At 35.0% G+C, this 22,876-nt stretch carries 28 protein-coding genes and 1 tRNA gene; 15 read left to right on the plus strand and 14 right to left on the minus strand.

The genetic code is table 11. The features are described from left to right. Window positions 1–8 precede the first annotated feature (8 nt). The 3 genes from D5J18_RS02150 to D5J18_RS02160 all read right to left on the minus strand — a co-directional run bounded on the left by D5J18_RS02150 (window position 9) and on the right by D5J18_RS02160 (window position 4,320). Window positions 9–1,277, minus strand: coding sequence for a hypothetical protein (locus D5J18_RS02150; protein ID WP_119057369.1), 1,269 nt, complete (start codon window positions 1,275–1,277; stop codon window positions 9–11). Between the two features lie 201 nt (window positions 1,278–1,478). Beyond that, a complete protein-coding gene (gene purB, locus D5J18_RS02155) occupies window positions 1,479–2,912 on the minus strand; it encodes an adenylosuccinate lyase (RefSeq protein ID WP_119057370.1) in 1,434 nt (477 codons plus the stop codon). A gap of 121 nt (window positions 2,913–3,033) precedes the next feature. Continuing rightward, a complete protein-coding gene (locus tag D5J18_RS02160) occupies window positions 3,034–4,320 on the minus strand; it encodes an adenylosuccinate synthase (protein ID WP_119057371.1) in 1,287 nt (428 codons plus the stop codon). Window positions 4,321–4,424: 104 nt separating this feature from the next. Between D5J18_RS02160 and D5J18_RS02165 the strand changes: the two genes are divergently transcribed. The 4 genes from D5J18_RS02165 to kbl all read left to right on the plus strand — a co-directional run bounded on the left by D5J18_RS02165 (window position 4,425) and on the right by kbl (window position 7,545). Next, window positions 4,425–4,910 (plus strand): CvpA family protein, encoded by a 486-nt coding sequence (locus D5J18_RS02165; RefSeq protein WP_119057372.1) that lies wholly within the window; start codon window positions 4,425–4,427, stop codon window positions 4,908–4,910. Window positions 4,911–4,922: 12 nt separating this feature from the next. Continuing rightward, entirely contained in the window at window positions 4,923–5,147 is a 225-nt protein-coding gene (locus D5J18_RS02170; protein WP_119057373.1) for a hypothetical protein, read from the plus strand. Continuing rightward, complete coding sequence (locus D5J18_RS02175) at window positions 5,147–6,124, plus strand: LuxE/PaaK family acyltransferase (RefSeq protein WP_119057374.1); 978 nt, start codon at window positions 5,147–5,149, stop codon at window positions 6,122–6,124. Before D5J18_RS02170 ends, D5J18_RS02175 begins: the two co-directional genes overlap by 1 nt. A gap of 224 nt (window positions 6,125–6,348) precedes the next feature. Beyond that, window positions 6,349–7,545 (plus strand): glycine C-acetyltransferase, encoded by a 1,197-nt coding sequence (kbl, locus tag D5J18_RS02180; protein ID WP_119057375.1) that lies wholly within the window; start codon window positions 6,349–6,351, stop codon window positions 7,543–7,545. Between the two features lie 84 nt (window positions 7,546–7,629). On the opposite strand, the gene ruvC is transcribed toward kbl, so the two are convergent. Then, window positions 7,630–8,181, minus strand: coding sequence for a crossover junction endodeoxyribonuclease RuvC (gene ruvC, locus D5J18_RS02185; RefSeq protein ID WP_119057608.1), 552 nt, complete (start codon window positions 8,179–8,181; stop codon window positions 7,630–7,632). A gap of 82 nt (window positions 8,182–8,263) precedes the next feature. On the opposite strand from ruvC, the gene D5J18_RS02190 reads away from it, so the two are divergent. Then, window positions 8,264–8,842, plus strand: a complete 579-nt coding sequence (locus D5J18_RS02190) for a formyltransferase family protein (protein ID WP_119057376.1) — start codon at window positions 8,264–8,266, stop codon at window positions 8,840–8,842. On the opposite strand, the gene aat is transcribed toward D5J18_RS02190, so the two are convergent. The 4 genes from aat to D5J18_RS02210 all read right to left on the minus strand — a co-directional run bounded on the left by aat (window position 8,825) and on the right by D5J18_RS02210 (window position 12,903). After that, window positions 8,825–9,451 (minus strand): leucyl/phenylalanyl-tRNA--protein transferase, encoded by a 627-nt coding sequence (gene aat / locus D5J18_RS02195; protein ID WP_119057377.1) that lies wholly within the window; start codon window positions 9,449–9,451, stop codon window positions 8,825–8,827. The genes D5J18_RS02190 and aat overlap by 18 nt on opposite strands. 60 nt (window positions 9,452–9,511) lie before the next feature. Then, window positions 9,512–10,267, minus strand: a complete 756-nt coding sequence (locus D5J18_RS02200) for an OmpA family protein (protein ID WP_119057378.1) — start codon at window positions 10,265–10,267, stop codon at window positions 9,512–9,514. A gap of 20 nt (window positions 10,268–10,287) precedes the next feature. Further along, window positions 10,288–12,441, minus strand: coding sequence for an outer membrane beta-barrel protein (locus D5J18_RS02205; RefSeq protein ID WP_119057379.1), 2,154 nt, complete (start codon window positions 12,439–12,441; stop codon window positions 10,288–10,290). Window positions 12,442–12,534: 93 nt separating this feature from the next. Further along, a complete protein-coding gene (locus D5J18_RS02210; RefSeq protein ID WP_119057380.1) occupies window positions 12,535–12,903 on the minus strand; it encodes a DUF3127 domain-containing protein in 369 nt (122 codons plus the stop codon). 107 nt (window positions 12,904–13,010) lie between these two features. On the opposite strand from D5J18_RS02210, the gene D5J18_RS02215 reads away from it, so the two are divergent. Together D5J18_RS02215 and D5J18_RS02220 are read left to right on the plus strand one after the other, a co-directional pair. Beyond that, window positions 13,011–13,092, plus strand: a tRNA-Leu gene (locus D5J18_RS02215). A 103-nt stretch (window positions 13,093–13,195) separates the two neighbouring features. Then, entirely contained in the window at window positions 13,196–14,407 is a 1,212-nt protein-coding gene (locus D5J18_RS02220) for a tyrosine-type recombinase/integrase (protein ID WP_119057381.1), read from the plus strand. A 53-nt stretch (window positions 14,408–14,460) separates the two neighbouring features. Here D5J18_RS02220 and D5J18_RS02225 read toward each other — a convergent pair whose 3' ends face one another. From D5J18_RS02225 to D5J18_RS02245, 5 genes are all read right to left on the minus strand, one after another. After that, the gene (locus D5J18_RS02225) at window positions 14,461–14,913 is read right to left on the minus strand and encodes a hypothetical protein (RefSeq protein ID WP_119057382.1); all 453 of its coding nucleotides are present in this window, start codon (window positions 14,911–14,913) and stop codon (window positions 14,461–14,463) included. A gap of 43 nt (window positions 14,914–14,956) precedes the next feature. Next, entirely contained in the window at window positions 14,957–15,298 is a 342-nt protein-coding gene (locus tag D5J18_RS02230; RefSeq protein WP_119057383.1) for a hypothetical protein, read from the minus strand. 203 nt (window positions 15,299–15,501) lie between these two features. Beyond that, window positions 15,502–15,726, minus strand: a complete 225-nt coding sequence (locus D5J18_RS02235; RefSeq protein WP_119057384.1) for a DUF5053 domain-containing protein — start codon at window positions 15,724–15,726, stop codon at window positions 15,502–15,504. Then, entirely contained in the window at window positions 15,719–15,898 is a 180-nt protein-coding gene (locus D5J18_RS02240) for a CopG family transcriptional regulator (RefSeq protein WP_119057385.1), read from the minus strand. The genes D5J18_RS02235 and D5J18_RS02240 overlap by 8 nt, the downstream gene beginning before the upstream one ends. Window positions 15,899–15,904: 6 nt before the next feature. Next, window positions 15,905–16,165 carry a type II toxin-antitoxin system RelE family toxin gene (locus D5J18_RS02245; RefSeq protein WP_165844941.1) on the minus strand — a complete coding sequence of 87 codons (261 nt, stop codon included), beginning with the start codon at window positions 16,163–16,165 and terminating at the stop codon, window positions 15,905–15,907. A gap of 292 nt (window positions 16,166–16,457) precedes the next feature. Here D5J18_RS02245 and D5J18_RS02250 point away from each other — a divergent pair, with 292 nt between their 5' ends. Genes D5J18_RS02250 through D5J18_RS02260 form a run of 3 tightly spaced genes read left to right on the plus strand, consistent with a single transcriptional unit; the run spans window position 16,458 to window position 17,834 of the window. Next, entirely contained in the window at window positions 16,458–16,841 is a 384-nt protein-coding gene (locus tag D5J18_RS02250) for a YcbK family protein (RefSeq protein ID WP_119057387.1), read from the plus strand. After that, a complete protein-coding gene (locus D5J18_RS02255) occupies window positions 16,841–17,323 on the plus strand; it encodes a phage holin family protein (protein WP_119057388.1) in 483 nt (160 codons plus the stop codon). The genes D5J18_RS02250 and D5J18_RS02255 overlap by 1 nt, the downstream gene beginning before the upstream one ends. Further along, on the plus strand, window positions 17,301–17,834 hold the full coding sequence (locus D5J18_RS02260) for a hypothetical protein (RefSeq protein ID WP_133298087.1): 534 nt from the start codon (window positions 17,301–17,303) through the stop codon (window positions 17,832–17,834). The genes D5J18_RS02255 and D5J18_RS02260 overlap by 23 nt, the downstream gene beginning before the upstream one ends. Before the next feature lie 43 nt (window positions 17,835–17,877). On the opposite strand, the gene D5J18_RS02265 is transcribed toward D5J18_RS02260, so the two are convergent. Continuing rightward, window positions 17,878–18,111: a hypothetical protein gene (locus D5J18_RS02265; protein ID WP_133298088.1), complete on the minus strand. Its 234-nt coding sequence runs from the start codon at window positions 18,109–18,111 to the stop codon at window positions 17,878–17,880. Between the two features lie 285 nt (window positions 18,112–18,396). Between D5J18_RS02265 and D5J18_RS02270 the strand changes: the two genes are divergently transcribed. From D5J18_RS02270 to glgX, 5 genes are all read left to right on the plus strand, one after another. Beyond that, on the plus strand, window positions 18,397–19,110 hold the full coding sequence (locus tag D5J18_RS02270) for a S24 family peptidase (RefSeq protein WP_119057391.1): 714 nt from the start codon (window positions 18,397–18,399) through the stop codon (window positions 19,108–19,110). Window positions 19,111–19,139: 29 nt separating this feature from the next. Continuing rightward, window positions 19,140–19,583, plus strand: coding sequence for a hypothetical protein (locus D5J18_RS02275; protein WP_119057392.1), 444 nt, complete (start codon window positions 19,140–19,142; stop codon window positions 19,581–19,583). Next, window positions 19,580–19,864 carry a hypothetical protein gene (locus tag D5J18_RS02280; RefSeq protein ID WP_119057393.1) on the plus strand — a complete coding sequence of 95 codons (285 nt, stop codon included), beginning with the start codon at window positions 19,580–19,582 and terminating at the stop codon, window positions 19,862–19,864. Before D5J18_RS02275 ends, D5J18_RS02280 begins: the two co-directional genes overlap by 4 nt. A 233-nt stretch (window positions 19,865–20,097) precedes the next feature. Beyond that, entirely contained in the window at window positions 20,098–20,796 is a 699-nt protein-coding gene (locus D5J18_RS02285; RefSeq protein WP_119057609.1) for an ABC transporter ATP-binding protein, read from the plus strand. Then, entirely contained in the window at window positions 20,793–22,820 is a 2,028-nt protein-coding gene (gene glgX / locus D5J18_RS02290; protein ID WP_119057394.1) for a glycogen debranching protein GlgX, read from the plus strand. The genes D5J18_RS02285 and glgX overlap by 4 nt, the downstream gene beginning before the upstream one ends. The last annotated feature ends 56 nt before the right edge of the window (window positions 22,821–22,876 follow it).

Below are 22,876 nucleotides of genomic sequence, written 5' to 3' on the forward strand. Positions count from 1 at the left end.
ATTACTTATTATAACAAGCTTTTATCATTAAAAATAAAGTCAACGGGAGCATAGCCCACATCTTTATATATTTTCAACAATTCGCCGTTGGCATTTAATTTTACTACAATACCTTTAGAAGTTATAAAATCACTGAATCCTGCAATAAAGATTTCTCCTGTAAATGGATTTTCTTTTACTACCGTTGTGAGCTGAATCCCATAAGTATATCCGTTATCTAAAGATATGAATTGATTTTTTTCTGTATCATATTTCATTAATTCACCAGAAGAGGTTTCTTGCCAGTAGAAATTTCCTTTCACGGCTTGTATATTTCCATTTCTTTGTAATTTATAACTATCTGGCAATGTAATCGTTTCAATTTTTATAAATTGAGCATCATAATGAATGAATTGAGCATTTTCCTCATCTTTCTTTTGAGTAGCAATATAAAATCCCCCCTTTGTGTCAGGCAAAATGCCACTCACATAAGCTTTTGCAGAATAAAACAATGTGGCTTTATTATTTTTATATTGGTACACATGATTTCCGCTCACCAGCAATAGGGATTCACCTACCTGCAAAGAAGCTGATTGTATTGCAGGAACATCAGTTAAATCCTCTAATCCAGCCGATGTAATTTCATTTTGAGTGGGATTCCAGAAATAGAAACTTCTATCTTTTCTGCTTCCATTAGCCACAACCCCTTGCTCATTATAAAAATTTAAATAAGACGGATTTTTAGCAGTAGAAGTTGTAGTTAAACGCTTTACATTCAGGGTTTCTCTGTCTAAAACTGTGATGTAATTAGGGGATTTTTGAGCGACTAAATACACCTCTTTCTTTGCAGAATTAGCACTCACCCAACCCTCTGACGTCGCTTTAAAATCTTCAACCAAAGAAATTTCATCATTTTGATTGATAAAGAAAATTTCTCCGTTTGAATTATCTTTAGAGGAACTATTAATTAACAAAACACCCTCAGCAAATTTACCATAAACACGAACATGGTATACCAAACTGTCCGTTACATGATTGGTTTTTCTTACAGACGAAATCACATAATTCCCAGCTTTTTCTCCTTTGAATATATATTGAGCCGATTCAGCCACAAAAGAATCCCCGACATACCATTTTCTATTGAGTTTATCCTCAGATTCAAATGCTGTAGATGCATTAAAATCCAGGGTCAAGTGCTTTTCTGTAACATTTACTTTGGGGTGAATTTTATCATCATCTGAACACCCAACAAACAGCAAAGTAGAAAGAGCCCATAAACACCAATTTTTTTTAATCATTTTTGTTTTTTTTTAGTATTGAAAATTTAAACGTGCAAATATAAATTTTTATATTTTGAAAAAAGTAGAAAAAAGTTCCTTAAAACACATTATGAATATTGTCTATAATCATTACAAGGTAATGTATTGACCTAAAAAATAAAGTCGTCTGAAAAAAATAAAGACGACTTTTGTAATTTTTTTTAAGGCTTAAAAAAAAATCTAAACTTTTAGCTTAAAATCCATTCCCAGCAAATCCTGGTATTGGTCTAAAATCGGTTGAATCTCATTAGCCAAAAATTCTTCTGTCTGTTCAGGGGCAAAACCTATGAAATTTTTAGGGTCGAGCAAAGTCAACATTTTTTCCTTATCAATCGGGAAGTTTTCATCAGCCACAATTCTTTCTACCAAATCATTTTTCTCACCATTTAATTTCACTTGTTTCGCTGCTTCCATCGAGTGTTTACGGATGATTTCGTGCAAATCTTGTCGGTCGCCACCGTTTTTTACGCCCTCCATAATCATGTATTCCGTTGCCATAAAGGGCAATTCTTCTTCGATGTGTTTAGCAATCATTTTTTTATAAACCACCAGCCCGTCAAGAACATTCATCCAAATTCCCAAAATGGAATCCACCGCCAAAAACGCCTGCGGTATCGTCAATCTTTTATTAGCAGAATCGTCTAACGTACGCTCAAACCATTGTGTGGAAGCTACTAAATCAGAACCGCGAGCCACTGTCAATACAAATTTAGCCAAAGCGGCTATGCGTTCACAACGCATAGGGTTTCGTTTATAAGCCATTGCCGAGGAACCGATTTGATTTTTCTCAAAAGGTTCTTCAATTTCTTTCAAATTTTGAAGCAAACGAATATCATTTGAGAATTTATGAGCCGATTGTGCAATGTTAGAAAGCAAGGCCATGATTTCTGCATCAATTTTTCTATCATAAGTTTGCCCCGTTACGCCAAAAACATTGCTAAAGGCAAAACGTTCAGATAACTTTTGGTCCAAAGCCTTCACTTTGGCATAGTCGCCGTTAAAAAGCTCCTTGAAGCTAGCCGCTGTTCCCGTAGTTCCCTTCACCCCACGGAAGCGAAGCGTGCTCAATCGGAATTCTAATTCTTCAAAATCAAGCAAAACACTTTGCAGCCACAGTGTGGCACGCTTGCCCACGGTGGTGAGCTGTGCTGGCTGATAATGAGTAAAGCCCAAGCATGGTAAATCTTTGTATTCCCGGGCAAATTTGGCTAAACTGGCCATTACATTTAGTAATTTTTGCTTTACTATTTGCATCCCATCACGGAGCTGGATCAAATCTGTATTATCCCCCACAAAGGCTGAAGTAGCCCCCAAATGGATGATGGCTTTAGCCGCAGGAGCTAAATCACCAAAGGTATGAACGTGAGCCATTACATCGTGGCGAAATTTTTTTTCGTAAGTGGCAGCTTTCTCATAATCAATGTTTTCTGCATTATCTTTTAGTGCATCAATTTGCTCTTGTGAGATGTCTAAACCCAGTTCTTTTTGAATTTCAGCCAAAGCAATCCATAATTTCCTCCAGCTCCCGAATTTTTTATCGGGAGAGAAATTATAGAGCATTTCAGAAGATGCGTACCTGGTTTCTAAAGGATTTTGATATACGTTTGAATTCATTGATTTCTAAATTTGCTTTTTAAAATTAAGTGAAATAATTTGAATATAAAATTTTAAAAGGCTTAAAAAAATAGGAGGAAAATAATTTATTCTCTATTTATAAAGCCTTAAAAAAAAGTCTTTAAAAAAGTTCTTTACGAATAATATTTTGACTTCGGTCTGGGCCGACGGAAACCAAATAAACTTCGATGCCTAAATATTTCTCTATGAATTGAATATATTTTTGGGCGTTTTCTGGCAATTCGTCAAAACTATTGATTTTGGTAATATCTTCTTCCCAGCCATCTAATTCTTCATAAACGGGTTTGTACAAGGCAAGTTTGGTTGTAGAAGAAGTGAAATAGTCGATGGTTTCACCGTCTTCGGTTTTGTAGGCGGTACAAACTTTAATTTTACCCAACCCGCTGAGAACGTCTAATTTTGTGATAACTAAATGAGTGATTCCGTTAATCATACAAGCATGGCGAAGCGCAACTAAATCTAGCCAGCCACAACGTCTTGGCCGGCCAGTGGTAGCGCCAAATTCATGCCCCACTTCTCTGATTTTTCTGCCAGTTTCGTCAAATAATTCTGTAACGAATGGTCCGTTCCCCACACGTGTGCAATAGGCTTTGGCTACCCCGATGAGGTTTTGCAATTTAGTAGGAGGCACTCCTGCGCCGACACAGACTCCACCCGTCGTCGGAGATGATGAGGTAACGTAAGGATAAGTCCCAAAATCGATGTCGAGCATCAGTGCTTGGGCACCTTCAAATAATACATTTTTCCCATTATCGATGGCTTGGTTTAATTCCAATTCAGTATCAACGATGCGGTCTTTGAGTTGCTCGCCAATAGCTAAATATTCATCATAAATGCTTTGGAAATCAATGGGATTTTTGCCGTAGAGTTTCTCGAAGATAGCATTTTTTATCTCAACGTTTTTCTGAAGTTTTTGCTTTAAAACTTCAGGGTTAAGCAAGTCTATGGCACGAATGCCGGTGCGAGCAACCTTATCTTCGTAGCAAGGTCCAATGCCTCTCTTTGTCGTCCCGATAGAAAGGTTTCCGGCAGCCTCTTCACGATAAGTGTCGTACAAAATGTGGTAAGGCATAATGATGTGTGCACGGCGACTGATGAATACGTGGTTGGTAGAAAGACCTTTTTCCTCAATGGAAGAAATTTCTTGGATGAATGCTTTGGGGTCTACGACTACGCCATTGCCTATAATACACTTCCCAGGGCATTGTAAAACACCAGACGGTAGAAGATGTAAAACAAATTTATTTTCGCCCACGTACACTGTGTGCCCAGCATTGTTTCCGCCCTGAAAACGTACGACGTAATCGGATTTAGCAGATAAAACATCAGTGATTTTTCCTTTTCCTTCGTCGCCCCATTGGAGACCGACCACTACAAATGTTGCCATATTTTATATTATCTTAAATCAAGTATTGAATTGTAAAAATATGAAATGCTCAACAATTCACAGGAATAAAGACGTTAGTTTATTATCTTTGTTTAAAAAAATAATTGAGCATATTAGATTTAATTTTAAGCATTTTTTTATTTCTAGGCCTGTTCAATGGCTTTAGGAAAGGCTTAACATCTCAGCTAGCGGGCTTGATTTCTGTACTGATTTTGCTCATGTTTGGTGGGGCAATAGCGAAAATTTTAAAAAACTTTTTGCTAGAAAATCAAGTTGTAGCAGAAGCCTGGATCGGTATTGTAAGCTACGGGCTCACAGGAGTTTTAGTATTTCTATCTCTGAGTATTGTTGCCAAATTATTAAATGGAATTATAAAAAGTATTGGGCTGGGAATTTTAGAAAAAACAGGCGGAGCGGGATTGGGTTTCATCAAAGTGTTTTTCATCATGACTTTATTTTTTTATTTCTTCTTTCCAGTTAATTCTAAACTAGGGATAATCCCGCAGAATAGTTTGAATGAAAGCGTTATTTTAAATTTTGTAAAAATAAATATTGACAAAATTCATCAATTTTGGACGGATCAACTTTAATATCAAAGAGATTTGGAGACAGGAATTAATATAATTACAACAATTTTGATTTTTCCTTTTTTAAATTTAATTACAAATTTTGCCAATCAAAAAGCGCAAGGGCATAATGGGGAAAAATTGGAATCTCATAAAACAAATTTGGGCATAATGCGTGCGCTCTACTACCGTGAGTTGATTCAGAATTATGAAATCATAGGAGACCACATTTTTAAAGCAAATCAAGCTCTGAAACAATAATGAATTTAGCCATATTACAAATCAAGACAGAAAAGGAATTTTTAGCTCAGGCTTTAAAAACTTTTAATGAACAATACCAGAACAATAAAGTTTATCAAGAATTTGTAAATCGACTCAATATCAATCCGCAAAGCGTTGAAAAGATAGAAGAAATACCATTTTTACCCGTGGAATTTTTTAAAAGCTTTAAAATTTCTACCCAAAAGTCGCCGTTTGATAAAGTCTTTACCAGTTCTGGGACGACAGGTGGAACGCCGAGCAGACATTACGTGAAAAACATTCAAGATTATTACGATGAATTAGACGCTGGATTTGAATATTTTTTTGGTAATTTCACCGATTATGAGGTTTTACCATTACTTCCCGCTTATGCCGAACGAAACGGCTCTTCACTTATCGAAATGGTCAACTACTGGATGCAAAAAACGCAACAAAAAAACACAGAATTCTATTTGTACAACCATCAAGATTTAAGCAAGAGATTAGAACAATTGTCTAATTCCCCCAAAAAAATTATTCTGATAGGAGTTTCTTTTGCGTTATTAGATTTTGCTGAGAAATTTTCTAAACCTTTAAAAATTCAGCATTTAATAGAAACTGGGGGGATGAAGGGTAGAAAAAAAGAAATCACACGTGAGGAATTACATGAGAGGCTAAAGAACGCTTTTGATTTGCCGCACATCGTTTCAGAATACGGAATGACGGAGCTGCTCTCGCAGGCGTATGCTTTAAAAGACGGTGTTTTTGAAACTCCTCCTTGGATGAAGATTCTAATCCGAGACCCAGAAGACCCATTCAATTATTTGCCCAATACTGCCACTGGCGGAATCAATATAATTGATTTAGCAAACCAAGGCAGTTGCTCGTTTATCGCAGTACAAGATTTAGGCAGAAAGTCGAAAGATGGGAGAGGCTTTGAAGTTTTGGGAAGGTTTGATTTTAGTGATGTTCGTGGATGTAATTTAATGGCGTTATAAATTTTTTAAGCCTTAGAAAAATTCTTTAACTTTAAGCAGTGTTTTAGGGGGGGTATTTAAATAGAGAAATGAGACAAAAAAGATGAAAAATATACGGTTAAAATTTAAGTAGAATCTTACTTAAGACTTAATTTTTAACTTAAAAATAGGAGAAAAATGAAAGAAACAATGAAGCTCAAAGAAAAAGAAATGACAACTGAAATTGTATTTAAATCTTAAATTATATGTATAGCGAAAAGTTAAAAAACCATTTGCAGACTGAACTTAATCAACTGAAAGACCAAGGCTTGTATAAAAAAGAGAGAGTCATCTCTTCACCACAATCAGCGGAAATCACCTTAGAAAACGGGAAGAAATTACTGAATTTTTGTGCAAATAATTACTTAGGTTTATCAGACCACCCAGATGTAGTGGCGGCAAGTAAGGCCACTGCAGATTCGCATGGGTTTGGTATGTCTAGCGTTCGGTTTATTTGTGGAACGCAAGATATTCACAAGCAATTGGAGAAGAAGATAGCAGATTTTTTAGGTTTAGAAGACACCATTTTATACGCGGCAGCTTTTGATGCAAACGGAGGTGTTTTCGAGCCGCTATTAACGGCAGAAGATGCCATTATTTCAGATGAATTGAATCACGCCTCTATCATCGATGGTGTACGCCTATGCAAAGCAGCGCGGTACAGATACAAAAATAATGACATGGCAAGCCTAGAAGAGCAATTGAAAAAGGCGAGTGGAGAGAATCACCGTTTTAAAATCATTGTGACCGATGGCGTTTTTTCTATGGATGGGCTGGTAGCAAACTTGAAAGGAATCTGCGATTTGGCCGATAAATATGATGCATTGGTGATGGTAGATGATTGCCACGCAACAGGATTTATGGGTGAAAACGGCCGCGGAACGCACGAGTATAATGATGTAATGGGTCGAGTAGATATCATCACAGGAACTTTAGGGAAAGCTTTAGGCGGTGCAATGGGCGGATTTACTTGCTCTAAAAAAGAAATTATAGAGATGTTACGGCAAAAATCACGCCCGTATTTATTTTCTAACTCTTTGGCACCGAGCATTGTTGGAGCATCGCTGAAAGTCTTTGAAATGCTAGAGACTAATACTGACTTGAGAGATAAAGTGATGAACAATGCCAACTATTTCAGAAAATCGATGAAAGAAGCTGGTTTTGACATCATCGAAGGCGATGCAGCCATTGTCCCCGTGATGCTGTATGATGCTAAATTATCTCAAGAAATGGCAAATAAATTACTGAAAGAAGGTGTTTATGTGATAGGATTCTTCTACCCAGTAGTGCCAAAAGGGAAGGCAAGAATTCGAGTTCAGTTATCGGCAGCACACACCAGAGAGCAGCTTGACCATACGCTGGAAGCCTTCAAAAAAGTAGGGAAAGAATTGGGCGTTATTTAAAAAATTTTAAAGCCTTAGAAAGAAATAGAAAAATCTGTAGTATACTTCTAAATATTACAGATTTTTTTTAAAGCCTTCAAAAAATCATTTGATTCTCTTTGAGTTCTGTTTCACAAAAGCCTCCCAGCCCGAGTAAGATTTTTCTGAGGAATCTCTGCCGCTGTTGAAATGATGGCAAACCGCTGCAGCCAAACCATCAGTAGAATCTAGATTAGTTGGTAAAGTTTTAATATTAAATAGATTCTGTAACATACCAGCGACCTGTTCTTTGCTAGCATTTCCGTTGCCAGTAATCGCCATTTTTATTTTCTTGGGAGAATATTCTGTAATAGGAATTTCGCGATACAAACCAGCAGCCATAGCAACGCCTTGTGCGCGACCTAATTTAAGCATTGATTGAACGTTTTTACCATAGAATGGAGCTTCAATGGCAATTTCATCAGGGTGAAATTCATCAATTAGATTTAATGTTTTCTCAAAAATTTTTTTTAATTTCAATTCATGTCCAATTACTTTTTTGAGCAATAAATCATCTAGCATGATGAGTTTCATCTTTTGTTGACAAGTTACAATCAATCCAAACCCCATGATGTTAGTCCCAGGGTCGATCCCTAGAATAATTTTTTCTGAAGTGATTTTATTCATGAAATTTTTTAAGCCTTAAAAAAATGAATTTTAATTCCGTAGGATTTGCAGTAATTTAGCAAAAATTTTATTCATGAAAATTGCTGTACTCGTTTCCGGCGGAGGAACAAATTTACAAGAAATAATTGATGCGATAGAATCGGAACGCTTGTTTGATGTTGAAATTGCTTGTGTGATAGCGGATCGGTCTTGTTTTGCAATAGAAAGAGCTTTAAATCACGGCTTGAGCGTTTGGCAAGTGGAGAGAAATACTCAATTATCTGCAGAAATTGATGAAATTTGTATAGAGAATGAGGTGGACGTGATTGTAATGGCAGGATTTTTATCCATTATTTCAGCTGAATTATGCGAAAAATGGGAGAGAAGGATCATTAATTTGCATCCATCTTTGTTGCCTAAATATGGTGGGAAAGGGATGTTTGGGAATAAGGTTTTAGAAGCTGTTTTAGAAAATAAGGAAGAAAAAAGCGGGGCGACGGTGCATTATGTAACGGCTGGCGTTGATGAGGGAGATATAATCAGCCAAATGTCTTTTGAAATTCCAAAAAATGCAAATTTAGAATGGATGGCAAATAAATTGGGTGAAGTCGAAAAGCCACTTTTGATTGCCGCAATTGATAAACTTTCTAAAAAATTATTTGAGAAATTTTAAATATTCTCTTATTGGAATTTCTCGAGCGCCTAAACTAGCAAGGTGAGGAGTATATATTTGGCAGTCAATTACATCAAAAGAATTTTCTAAAATCCACCAGATAAAGCCAGCTTTGGATGCATTACTTTCTTTTGCAAACATGCTCTCACCACAAAAAACATTTTTGATTTGTACCCCATAGAGACCGCCGACTAATTGACTTTTTTTGTTCCAAACTTCAACGCTATGTGCAAGCCCAAGATGGTGTAAATGAGTATAATATTCAATGATTTCATTACCGATCCAAGAGCCCTTTTGATCTTTTCTTTGAATATCTCTGCAGTTTTTGATAATAGATTGAAATTCTTGATTATAACTGAAATGAAAGACTTCATCTCGCATAATCTTTCGCATAGATTTACTTATTTTCAATTCATTAGGGAATAAGACCATCCGTGGATTAGTCGCATACCAAAAGACGGGTTCCCCTGGATTGTACCATGGGAAGATACCGTTAGAATAAGCTTCAACTAGACGGGTAATACTCAAGTGTTCAGAAATGGCTAATAACCCAGATTCATCAGCTTGGTCAACAGGAGGGAAAAATTGATTTGAATTTAAAAAATACATAGATAAAAAAACTGCCCTAAAATTTAAATTAGAGCAGTTTTTAAGTTTATATGAAAAAAGTTATTTAATCACTACACTCATATCCACGCGTCTTGCGCCTTCTTCTGAAGTTGAGTGATCTTCTCCGTAAAAGGAAGCTTCTAGTCGATTTTCTGCAATTCCACTCTTGCGAAGTTCTTTCAATACACTTTCAGATCTTCTCATAGAAAGAGCCTTGTTATACTCAACATTTCCCCTTGGGCTTGCATAACCTTTTAATAAAACAGAAAGTTCTGGATTTTTTCTCAAAACGTCTGCTACATCTTTAATGTAAGCAATATCTTCGGCAGAAACAACGTCAGAGTCATTGGCAAAGAAAACCTGTCTTTTAAAGTGTCTATATTTGGCCAGCAAATCTTCTAGATAAGATCTTCGCTCTTTGCTTATTTGAGTAGGAGCTCCTGCTTCAGAACCTTCTGCTAGAGATTGATAGGGAGCTTGTCCTGCATCACTGATGATTGTACTATTATCTTTACCTTTAGCTAAATTTGAGTGATAAAAACCCATCATTAGCATGTCAATTCTTTGATTTAATCGATCAAATTCAGATTGATTAATACCACGAGAATTGCTATTGCAAGAATTTAATGTTAGGCTTGTACCATTTTTTGCTCTAAGATTTTCTAATTTCTTTTCTGCAATTAACTTTAAAAAAGATTCAAGTTCAGCTTTTGTCATTACAATTTCACTGTCGGAACGGTCTTGCCTGTTTTGGGCAAGGCCGTTAATTGACAGTAATAATGTAAGGACAAGTCCTGTTATTTTTAATTTAATCATTGTCCTTTTTTTTATTTTAATTAAAGTGAGAATTTATAACCCAAAGTTACCACGTTGATTTTAGCTAAATCAAGAGCGGTATAATCAAGGTATAAACGACCATCTAAAACATCGATAGAAGTTCCAACTAATAAGTTCGCACCGAAGTTACCATTATTACTAATGCTATTATAGCCTATACCTGCACCGATGTAAGGGTTTACAATAAATGATCTAGTGAAATCAAAGTTGTACAATAGGTTAGCATTAACCCCAAAAGCAGAGGCTCCGCCGACTCCTACAGTAAGGTTTGGTTGAAATTCAAAGTTTGAATTAGTGAAGCCATAGTGCCCACGGATACCCAAGTTGAATGAAGTTCCTTTACCGAAACCAACTCCTGTATTTAGAGACCAACCTTTATCTATGAACATAGATCTTGCAATTCCAGTTTCTCCATCTTCGTCAGTAACTGCTACAGGCTGCGTAACATTTACATTATCATTAGTATTTGCAGTAGGTTGGTTGTTACCTCCGCTTACTATAGTAGTTTTATCTTGATCTTGAGAAACAGCGTTGGTGTTCAAACGATACATCTCAATTTTATTATTCAAACGCTCTAATTCATTTAAAATTCTTTCGTTTGTTACATTTCCATTAGAAGATTTTACATTATCACTTCTTAATAAAAGACGCTCTAATCTATCAATTCTTTCTTCATCTGATAAGTTTTTTTCAACGTCGTTCAAAACCTTGTCAACTAAAGACTCTAACTCTTTTGGAGTTAATCTAACTCTTGACTCATCAAATTTATTAGAATATTTACCTCTGCCTTCTAGCTCTCGTTTTTCTCTGATGATGCGAGTTGCTTTTTCAGAATCATTGTCGTTGTAAGCTTTTTTTAATTCACGCTCCAATTCATCAATTCTATCTTCAAATTTAGAGTATCTCACTTCTCTTTCGCTTAGCTTTCTGCTAAGGACTTCGTCTTCATTAGCTGTAGCTCCTATTTTAATTCTCAACCCAGCATTATACATTGTATGTTGCATTAACTCATCAGGAGTTCTGATGTTGTTTAGATTGTTTGTATTTTTCTCAGTAGTATAAAGTAGATTAGCAGAACCAAAAGCCTCGAAGTTGCTTCCTAAAGGAACGCTAATACCCAAACCACCTTTAGCAAAATAGCTAGACTGGTTAGTTGCGGCTCTACTTCCTTTGTAGTTACCATAAACATTCAAGTAACCACCACCAAGAGTGATATACGGAGAAATTCCTCTAGCAACATTGAGTCTAGCAAGAATTTCACCACCGTACATAGACATATCATCCCAATCGGTTGAAATCTTCTCATCTTTTGTAGCTTGGTAGTAGAAACCTCTAACGCCGATATACTGATTTAAATCAAAACCAGCCGCACCACCTAACATATAAGTGTTTCGGTAGTTACTATTTTTATTGAAGTCAATATAATTTCCGCCTGGCTCCAAAACTAATTTAAATCCACTTAAACCACCAGAGAACTTACGCAAATAAGCTCGGTCAAGTTCAGTCAATTTACCAGGCTCTCGACCACCAAGATAAATTTGTAAACCAGCTAAAGCAGACCAGTTCATCATTCTTTCTTCTTTGGTATTATTAATTAGCCCACCAAAATTATTTTTGTCAGACTCTCTAAATAGAACATTTGTTCTATCAAGATTGAACATGGTGTTTTTTGCTTCAAGATTTAAAACAATTCGATCACCTAAATTAATTTTAGTTCCCAATCCTCCAGAAACAAAAACCTGCTCCATTTTAGGGATATGGTCTCCGTCAAGTTTCTGAACACCAGCACCTAAAGTTAAGTAAGGAGCAAAGCTTCCTCCCGTAGGGATATTTCCTTTGAATTCACCCCCGATTCTCTCAACGCCTACTTTTCTGCTTTGAAATTGGTTTTTAAACTGATCACTTAACCCGTCGATTCCATCTACAGTGTTTTTTAGATCTACAGATTTCTCGTAGGTTCCTCTCAATTCAAAATACTCTCCGAAGCCGAACCCAACGCGACCACCGACCATAAGACCGTCTTTTATCGCCGTATTGTTGTCAAACCAATTGTAGCTCGCCGTTGGTGAAAGTGTAACACTAATGTCTTCTACTTGAGCATTTGCCTGAATGCCTAAAAAGGCAAGTGCGGAACAAATAATTGTTCTTTTCATTTTTATGATTTTTTAAATAGTTTTATTTTCTTTGTACAATATCTATGCCTAAATATTTTTTTGTTGATGGTGAAAAATGTTAAATCTCTGAAATTAAAATGGCAAGTCGTCTTCCTCGCCACCATCTGCTGATAAGTCATTAAATTCTGAATTAAAATCAGCAGGTGGAGCTATGTTCTCGCTAGATTGGCCCAATCTTTCAATACGCCAACCAACGATGGAATTAAAATACTTCACAACTCCTTCAGGATTTGTCCATTCTCTACCACGCAAATTTACACTGATTTTCACATCATCACCCACATTAAACTTATCAAGCAAATCTGTGCGATCTTGGTGAAATTCTATCGCCAAAGTCTGCGGATATTGTTCTTGCGTCAGTAAAATTAATTCCTTTTTGGTGAACCCACTGCTAAAAGTTTGCAGATCAAAAATTTTTTTAATTTTTCCTGTTACCTCCATAAGGTTATTTTGTGCAAATGTAAAAAAAAATTTTAAGCCTTGAAAAAAATGTTTTGATTAAATCAATAATACTTTATATATTTGCAAACTCAATTCTAAATCTAATTGCGGGTGTGGTGGAATTGGTAGACACGCTAGACTTAGGATCTAGTGCCGCAAGGTGTGGGGGTTCGAGTCCCTTCACCCGCACTTTTTAACTGAAAGCCGTACCACATTAGGCTTTCAGTTATTTTTTATAAAATGCGTAAGGCTGTTGTTTTGTTAGACGTTTAATAAAAACTCTAATATAAAAATGGCAGATAAAATATTACTCCCTAATGGTTGTTCAATGTCAAAACCCTCCGTAAATCCTAAGAATTGGGAAACTGGCGGACGTGAACTTCTTAAAAAAAATTGGCAAATTCAATTTTATTTCTACGACCCTGAATTTGAAGAATCTCATCCGTGTGGCAAATTGATTGCCGTTCGTGGCATGAATGATTTTAAAACTCTTAAGGACAGGCGTACGATTACAAGAGGGTTGATTGAGCAGGAAATAAATGCTTGCCTTGATGGTTACAATCATTTTACAAAATCCTTTATTGGTGAAGATGAGTTTGATTATGAAATTGAACCAAATACAGGATTTATCAAAGCTCTATGGAAGGCCTTAACTTTACTGAACTGCTGCAAAGGCACAAAGTCTGGAGTGAAAACCACCATTAGACATATTGAAAAATCTGCCAAACAGCTGAGACTTCATGAACGACCAATTTCTGAAATTCAAAGGCGAAACGTAAAGGCTTGTTTGGATTTGGTTGAGAAAAAAAGCAAAAAAGAAAGTAACTATCGATATAACAAAAACAGGGCTCACCTGCACATGCTTTTCAAAATACTGGTAGAATATGAAACAATTGATACCAACATAATACGTGATATTTCTAAAAGAGTGGAAGAAAAGAAACAACGTGAAATCATTTCGGTTGAACAATTTAAAGAGGTGCAGGATTATCTTTTGGAAGAGAACTATAATTTCTACCGATATGCAATGATTTTTTTTCTCGCGGGTGTTCGTTCTACTGAACTTTTATCCGTGAAAAAAAAGCATGTTGATTTTGAAAATCGTGAATACAAAGTATTAATTAAGAAAGGCAAGCAATACGTATGGGAAACCAAAGCTATTATTTTACCTGCTATCAAGTTTTGGAAAGAGATTTTAAAAGAATGCGAAAGCGAAGAGTATTATTTATTTTCCGATAACTTTGAGCCTGGTATAAAAAAAGCCTACTCTAAAAAGCCGTCTCGCTGGTGGAAAGAAAACGTAAAAAACACGTTAGGTATTACGGCAGATTTCTACACGTTAAAGCATTTATTTCTTGATTTGGTTGATGAACAAAATACATCTGATTATGACCAAGCAAAAGGAATGGCAAGTCATAGAACCAGCAGTATGACTGATGTTTATAGAACAGGAAAAAAGAAAAGGGAGCTTGAAAAACTTAAGCAAATAAATATAAGTGTGTAAAAAAGCATTCAAAAATTAGAATGCTTTAATAAAGTAAGATTTAAAAAATGTTATTATTCCCTAAAATCACGATTCAGCTCAAATACTTTGAAGTACCAATAAAATGAGGCCCTTACGGATTTAGTCATTCCACGTTCGCCAGACAAGTACAAAGAAAGTTGAGATTTATCATAAGCTAAATGACTGATAATATCACTACGTTTTAATCCGAATTCATTCATTTTTTCTACTATCCAATTGGGTGTAATGTTTTCGACATCTAATGAATAGACAACAGGAATTACTTTTATCCTTAATCCCGTTGGTTCAAATATTTCTTTAGCTCGTCCTATTAGCTGCTTTTTGTTCAATACAAATCCATTAATAAGGCGACTTTGTTTTATTTTCGCGTGTATAAAATCTTGATTCATCTCAAGTATATCAACATCAATTCCCATACGTTTATAATTGGCTATTGATTTAGATACGGATTGGTTTACTATCGTTTTCTGTGCTATTTCTTTCATAATTTTAAATCTAAAAAGCAAGGGAGAGGGACTTTCGTCCCTTTTAGATTTTTATTTCTTTTAAATTAGTTAAGTCAAAGATTGCAAGTTGTTGATTTTCTTTTGCAAATTCAATGGCTTTTTTCAGTTCAGAATTTTTAAAAACTTTGACACTATCAAAGTAATAAAATCCGTTGTCATCGTTTAACCAGCCTCCGACAATTTTATCATGTTCTGAGGCGTGGTTAATTACGTTTTCAAGTCCATGCTTACCGAAACAATTTTGTGTGTCTATGTAAGCAACGCAAATTCCAAATTTAATTGGTCTAAAGGTTTCAATATTTAAAGTAAAACCGTAAGGGTTATTTATAGAGTGTTCCCAAACTCTTTCAATTAAATGCTTCATTTTTTTAACTTTTATTGTTTGTCTAAAATTTCAAAGAACTCCCTTGCTGTTTTGCTTTGCAAATATAAAATAAAAGTTTGCAATTCGCAAACTTTTTAAAGATTTATTTTTTTTTTCAAAAAAAAACTCCACCTGCACGAGGTGGAGTTTATTCAAGTACTAAAAAAAACAAACCTTGTAAGATTTGGGCTGGTTGTAGATTTTTATTCCAAATTTATTAGACTTATTTTTTTGCTAATATCTTTCAACGCAAAATTTAAGGTTTCTATTTCATCATCTGTGAATGAGGCTGTTTTTCCATTTACTTGGTTCCCATTTAGCCGCTGATAAAACCATTGCGGAGTTTTTTCAAAGTAATTTTCAGCAATGTATTTGGTGCTAATAAAATCAAGAATTGGAGTTAATTTTTCTCTCACATTTTCATTCATCTTCCAGCTCTTTTTTTAGTTCTTCTAAGCTGATGCGCTCACCGTCATCTTCCAACTGAAATTCACGTGCGGTAAGCGTATCTTTCAAATCTTCAACTTCTTCTAAACTCAAATCATTTACAATCTCATAAAATGATTGTAAAATGCTTTTTTTAACTAAAATCGTATCCATAATCTTTTATTTTTTATAAATATTTTTTCTGTGATCTATTTCTATAATTAAAATTATAAGCTCTGCATCTTTCATTTCATATACAATTCTGTATTCTGCAACTCTTAGACGATATACTTTATCTGTGCCTTTCATCGCTTTTACATTGTTATTTTCAAAAGGATTTTTAGCTAATTCATCAATTTTTGATAAAATCAAAGCTTGATAATTCTTTGCTATTTTTTTTATACTTTTTACTGCCTTTTTTGAAAATTCTACTTTGTACATCGCTTTATTTTGATGATACAAATATAATAACATTTTTGTTATTAGATAAATATTTTTAAACCTTTTAAAATAATTTAAAAGACTTTAAAAATTTATTACCTACCCATATAAGGACTAATACTAAACCTAAAAGAGAAAGAACTATAAAAAGGATTTTATTCGCCCCTTTATTGCTTGCTTCGGGAAAAGAATTGCTGGATAAATTAAGGTATGGCAAATTTGACCAAAGAGATTTATGGGCTACTTTAAATCCTTTTATCGTACTCAGGTGGTATAAAAAACAGATAGGAAAATGAAAGTAACAAAAGACTTCTACTGGAAAGAGTTTGAGAGTAGAGATGGTGCAACTATGCCTGCAACAGTAAAGAAAAACATAACTCTATTAGCTCAAAGTCTTCAAGCACTGAGAGATAAAATAGGAAAGCCTATTTTGATTAATTCAGGATACAGAAGCCCCAGCCATAACAAAAGAATCGGTGGCGTACCAAACTCTCAACATACCTTAGGAAAAGCTGCGGATATTAAAGTACACGGCTTAAGCCCAAAGCAAGTAGCCGAAGAAATAGAAAAGCTCATAAAGGCGGGCAAGATGAAAGAGGGAGCGATAGGGATTTATACAACATTCGTACACTATGATATACGGGGTCTACGTGTGAGATTTAAAGGGAAATACTAATGATTTTAGAACTATTAAAAGAGAATTACACGGGTATTTATTGGAGCTTATTAGTGGTATCCTCGAGTTGGTTGGCGGTAATGTTAGCCATCATTGTCGACTTTTTCTTTGGCGTAAAAAAGGCTAAACAGATAGGGGAGGCACGAACAAGTGAGGGTTACAGACGAACAATTAACAAGGCAACCTATTATTTTGCTTTAATGTTTTTTGCATTAATCTTTGACTTCTTTGATGTAATTAGCCCCAGTTTATTGGATTACCCACTTGCAACTATGCCCTTTATAAGTCTTTTTTGTGCTTTAGGGTTGGTTCTTACAGAAGCTAAGAGTGTAAGAGAAAATGCAGAAGATAAGCTGAGAAGAAAAACAGATGACACCTTTGTAGAAGCTATTAAAATCATAGGAGAAAGGCAGGATTTGATAAATAAAGCCATAGAGATTATAGAGAAAAATAAAGAGAATGAGCAAGATAATGTGGTCTAATTCGACCACTTTAGAAATTATAGAAAAACAAACAAACAAAATGAGGGCAATAATTTTGGCAATTAGTATTGCTTTGTTTTTCTCTTGCACTACCAGTAAAAAGGTGGTAGAAACAAAAATACATACCTCTGAGGTACAAATGCAAATAGATAGTTTGAACGTAAAGAAGTTTGATTTAACAGAAGTCAAAAGTTTAGACACCTTTAGTTCAAACTTTGAGATTGAGTGGAGTGAAACGGATTCGGGAGCAGTAGAATTTCAAACACCCACGGGGTTTATCAAGGCAAAGAAAAGCAAGGCAGGGAGGGTTAGGCTTTATGGTACTACAACAAATAAGGTAGAGCAGAAAGAAATTCAAGAGGCTCAATTTCAAAAGCAAGAGAAGATAGAGAAAAAGCAAGAAAACATCAAGACAGAGATAAAAAGTAAAGAAGTAAAAAAAAGAGGGAATACTATAAACCAAGTAAGACCTAAAAGATTAAATACCAAGGCAATAATCATTGTCGCGTAACTCCCTAACCCAACCGCACTGTGTGCTACTTTATCTATATCTTTCATCTGCTTGTGTAAATAATAATTTCCCAAAGCATTAAGGTAAGCCCAAAGACAATGAGTGCATCTAAGCCCTTATACTTCAACTTATGCTCCACAGTGCTGGTGATTACAGTAAACATAGGAGTAAGTACCCAAAAGGCTAACACAACATAAAGGGTTTGCCACAGGATATGTGCATTTGGGGCTTCTGAATATTCTCTGTAAACGAGTAAAGGAGTTAGCGTAAACGCCATGTGCCCTAAGTAAGTTAGATATTTATAAATTTTTGATTTCATTTTTTAATATTTTTTAAGGCTTAAAAAATTTCTCAAAATTCTCCTCTCGGTGTTTAATTCTTTTATTAATCCAGTGCAATACGCATCATCGTAGCTTCATCTCTTAAAATTTCCTTTGTTTTTTGTGTTAGTTCCATTCCTTTGTATTAATTTTGATACAAATCTGTGATGCAAATATATAACAAGTTATATAACTAACAAAATATTTATGTAATTATTTTAATAAAATACATAACTGATTATATGAGTAGAGAAAAATTATTAAATGAAACCTTAGATTTAATTAATGAATTTAATGTTACAGCATACGAAATAGAAAAGAATACTACCCTTTCTGCAGTTGGAGTTCAGAAGATTATAGACGGTAAAAGTAAACGTCCATTCGAAACAACACTATCAACAATAAAAAGTTATATAACTAACGCTTATGTGAATAAATCTGAACCTGAAGAAAAATCCATTTCACAGAAGTTTATAGAAGAAGAAGAAGCAAAAGCAAAGAAGCCAAACCTAATCCCGCTCTATAAAGACGTTGTAACTTACGGAAGTAATATAAATTCAGAACTTTCTGCAGTTTCACAAGCAACCGAGTACATAGATGCTGGCAGTTGGTTTGGTGATACAAAAATTACTGCAGGAATTAGGCATTATGGCGATAGTATGCAGGAATATCCTAACGGATGTATTTTGGTTATTCGTGAAATTAATGATTTAGAAAACGTTGTTTATGGTAGAAATTACGTGATAGAAACTAATGAAATAAGAGTAACAAAACGTATCCAGTCATCAGAAAACGAAAAATATTTCACAGCTTATAGCACAAATACAGAAACGTACCCAGACGGAAGACAGATCCACGAACCTTTTAAAATCAATAAATCAAAAATAAAAAGAATATTACTTGTCATTGGGCGAATTGTAAAAGAACACAGTTCAGGACCAGCGCAAATAGTTTAATTAAAAAATCTAATACATTTATAAATAGCATGAAAAATTTAATATTATTAATATTTCTGGTTATATCTGGTTTTTGCTTTAGCCAAATAAAAGTAACGGACATTACTACTAATTGTGAAAAAATCGGAAATTTTGGAAGCTTTGTTAAACTTGAAAAATGTGATGATGGAAATGCTGTATTTACTTATCAAGACACCAAATATGACAAAATCACGAATTACAAAAGTTTTTCATTTGAAGATGCCGATAATTCAGTTGATGAGCTTTACAATGTATTTTTAGAAGGATTGAATGGAAATGAAGATAAAGAAATTAAAATTGAGCTTCCAAATGATACTATTATTATAAAATTTGAAAAAGTTTTTAATAAAAAAATGATTGCCTATACATTCCATTCAGTAAACAATACAGGCGTAGTAGGTGAAGTTATTTTTTTGGATAAAAAAAGACTCAATAAGATATTCAACAAATGACCGAAATAGACAAAAGGTTGCTGAACTTCATAGAGACTTTAAAGCAAACTAAAAAAATCCGTTTTGACATGGATTTTTGCCGTGCTATTGGCATGCAAAAACAAAGGCTATACACAATAAAAAATTATAACGGACGCTTTACGATAGATGAGATAAAAACAATTTGCAAGGTTTATCATCTTGATGCAAATGCAGTGTTAGGCTTAGTTCCAAGTAGTTCACTAAAATTTCAAAACTCTAATATAAGCATTAACAAAAAGCTTGTAAGCAATCAAAACTAAAATTTTAAATAACTATAAATCAACGTTTTACAAAACAAAAAAATCAGCCAAAGCGACTTAGGATCTAGTGCCGCAAGGTGTGGGGGTTCGAGTCCCTTCACCCGCACAAAAGCAGCTTCACATAAAGTTGCTTTTATTTTTTTTACCTCTCTCCATTTTATTTTGATTGTTTGAAATTTTTTAAGGCTTTAGAAAATTCCTTTTATTTTTGCTATTTAGAAAAGCTTCATATAATGCAAATTGAAATCAATCAGTTGAGTAAATTTTACGGGAAACAGCAAGCGTTAAACAATATTAGTTTTAGTTTTTCTGAAAATGAAACGCTCGGTTTGCTCGGGCCTAATGGTGCTGGGAAATCAACGTTGATGAAGATTCTTACTGGGCTGCAGAGCCCTGATGAAGGGGGCTTTAAGGTTATAAGAAATGGTGAAGCTATTAATTTTAAAGCCTTTAAAAAAATTTTTGGTTATTTACCAGAGAATAATCCGTTGTATGAGAATATGTATGTTAAAGAATATCTACTATTCGTAGCAAATCTTAGAAAATTAAAACCCCAAAAAGTTGATGAAGTCATCGAGCGAGTCGGTTTAACACTCGAGAAGCATAAATTAATTAAATCCCTATCAAAAGGCTATCGGCAGCGTGTAGGCATTGCGCAAGCGATAATTCATGAGCCAGAATTGCTCATTTTAGATGAACCAACTAATGGTTTGGATCCGAATCAAATTATTGAAATCAGAAATGTAATCAAAGAAATTGGTAGGGCTAAGACGGTGATAATTTCTACGCATCTCATGCAAGAGGTCGAGGCTTTGTGTTCGCGAGTGGTTTTGCTTAAAAAGGGAAATTTAATGGCAGACGAGAATATTCAAAATTTTAAAGGGCAACATTCAAGTCTGGAAGAAGCTTTTCATCAAATGACGAATTTATGAAAAGAAGATATACCTTGCCAGGCAAAAGTTTTCCGCTAGGAGCAACGTTGTATGAGAATGGAGTTAATTTTTCGGTTTTTGCACCCGAAGCAGAATCAGTGGAGCTTTTACTTTTTGAAAATGATGCAGATACGAATCCTGAGAAAATTTTTTTAAAGCCTTTAGAAAATAAAACTTACTATTATTGGCACGTTTTTGTACCAGACATCAGAGAAAATCAACTTTACGGTTACCGTTTGCATGGCGAATATAATCCGACGAGAGGTTTGTATTTTGACGCTTCTAAAGTGATGCTAGATCCGTATGCAAAGATGATTTGTGGAAGCTATGACCGTGCAGCTACAGCAGAGTTTGGTGTTTCTAATTTGCATCATTGCCTTAAGTCGGCCGTCATTAATGATGACTTTGATTGGGAGAACGATATTCACCCCAGGCATGAATTTTCTAGTTCTATTGTTTATGAATTACATGTAGCAGGATTTACCAAGAATTTAAATTCAGGTTTAGAAGAAAACATTAGAGGAACGTATACGGGTTTAATTCACAAAATACCTTATTTGAAATCTCTAGGAATCACAGCCGTAGAACTTCTGCCGATTTTTGCTTTTGACCCGCAAGATGCTCCAGGTAAAAACTTGAACTACTGGGGCTATTCGCCGATTAATTTTTTTGCACTACATGCCCCATATGCTTCTGAAGAAGAGCCACAAGCCATTATTCATGAATTCAAGCGAATGACAAAAGCCTTCCATGCCAATAACATTGAAGTTTATTTGGATGTGGTTTATAATCATACGACAGAAAATGATGCTTACAATGGAGGACCTAATTTATGCTTTCGTGGATTTGCCAATAATTCCTATTATTTGATGGATGAAATGGGGAGATACAAAAATTTTTCAGGAACTGGAAATAGCATCAATGCGAACCATTCGGTGGTGAGACGGATGATTTTAGACTCCCTTAGATATTGGGTAAAAGAAATGCGAGTGGATGGATTTCGCTTTGATTTAGCTTCAGCCTTGTCTAGAGGCGAGAATGGGCAAGTGAAGGAGAATCCACCAGTGCTGTGGAGCATCGATTCAGATCCGATTCTTTCAGAAACCAAAATTATTGCTGAACCTTGGGATGCTGCTGGGTTGTACCAAGTTAATGACTTCTCTGGTGATCGCTGGGTAATTTGGAATGATGACTTTAGAGACACCGTGAAAGGCTTTGTCGCTGGGCGAGAAGGAATGGTGAAAAATTTGATGAGCAAATTCATGGGAAGTTTTGGCGATATGCGGATGCGACATCGAGTCTTTAAGCCAGAGCAGTCGCTTAACTTTGTTTCTTCGCATGATGGTTTTACGATGCGAGATTCAGTTTCGTACAACAAAAAAAATAATTGGGCGAATGGCGAAAAAAATAGAGATGGACACAACGATTTATACACATGGAACTCTGGCACAGAAGGCGAAACGGAGGATGAAAAAATTTTAGAATTAAGAGATCGTCAACAGAAGAATTTATTTAGCATTTTGCTTCTCTCACAGGGTACGCCTATGTTTTGGATGGGTGATGAAGTGGCGAGAAGTCAGTTGGGGAATAACAATGCGTATTGCCAAGACAATCCGCTGGGGTGGATGAATTGGGATTTGGTGAGAGAAAATACAAATTTTTTAAGCTTTGTAAAAAAATTAATTAATGTCAGCAAAAGCTATGAAGTTTTTTCTCATCAAAATTATTGGCAAACTGAACCAAGCGAAATATACCCATATGTGCAATTTCATGGCGTACGGTTAAATCAACCCGATACTTCCATAAAGTCTCATTCTTTAGCCTGCGAATTAATTTCACCAAAGCATGGGGAACATTTTTTCTTAATCATGAATATGTACTGGGAGTCATTGGATTTTGAATTGCCAGACGGAGAATGGAAATTGATTTTTGATACTAAATCGGGGTTTGGCAAAGTAGAAAATTTTAAAGAAACAATCAATTCACCATCGCGAAGTGTGATTTTATTATCTTTGAATAATTGATTGTCAATTGATTATTGGCGGCGCAGGGTGAGCGTAGAATGAGCGAATTATAAAAT

This window comes from Candidatus Ornithobacterium hominis (genome assembly GCF_900538215.1).
GTDB classification, from domain to species: domain Bacteria; phylum Bacteroidota; class Bacteroidia; order Flavobacteriales; family Weeksellaceae; genus Ornithobacterium; species Ornithobacterium hominis.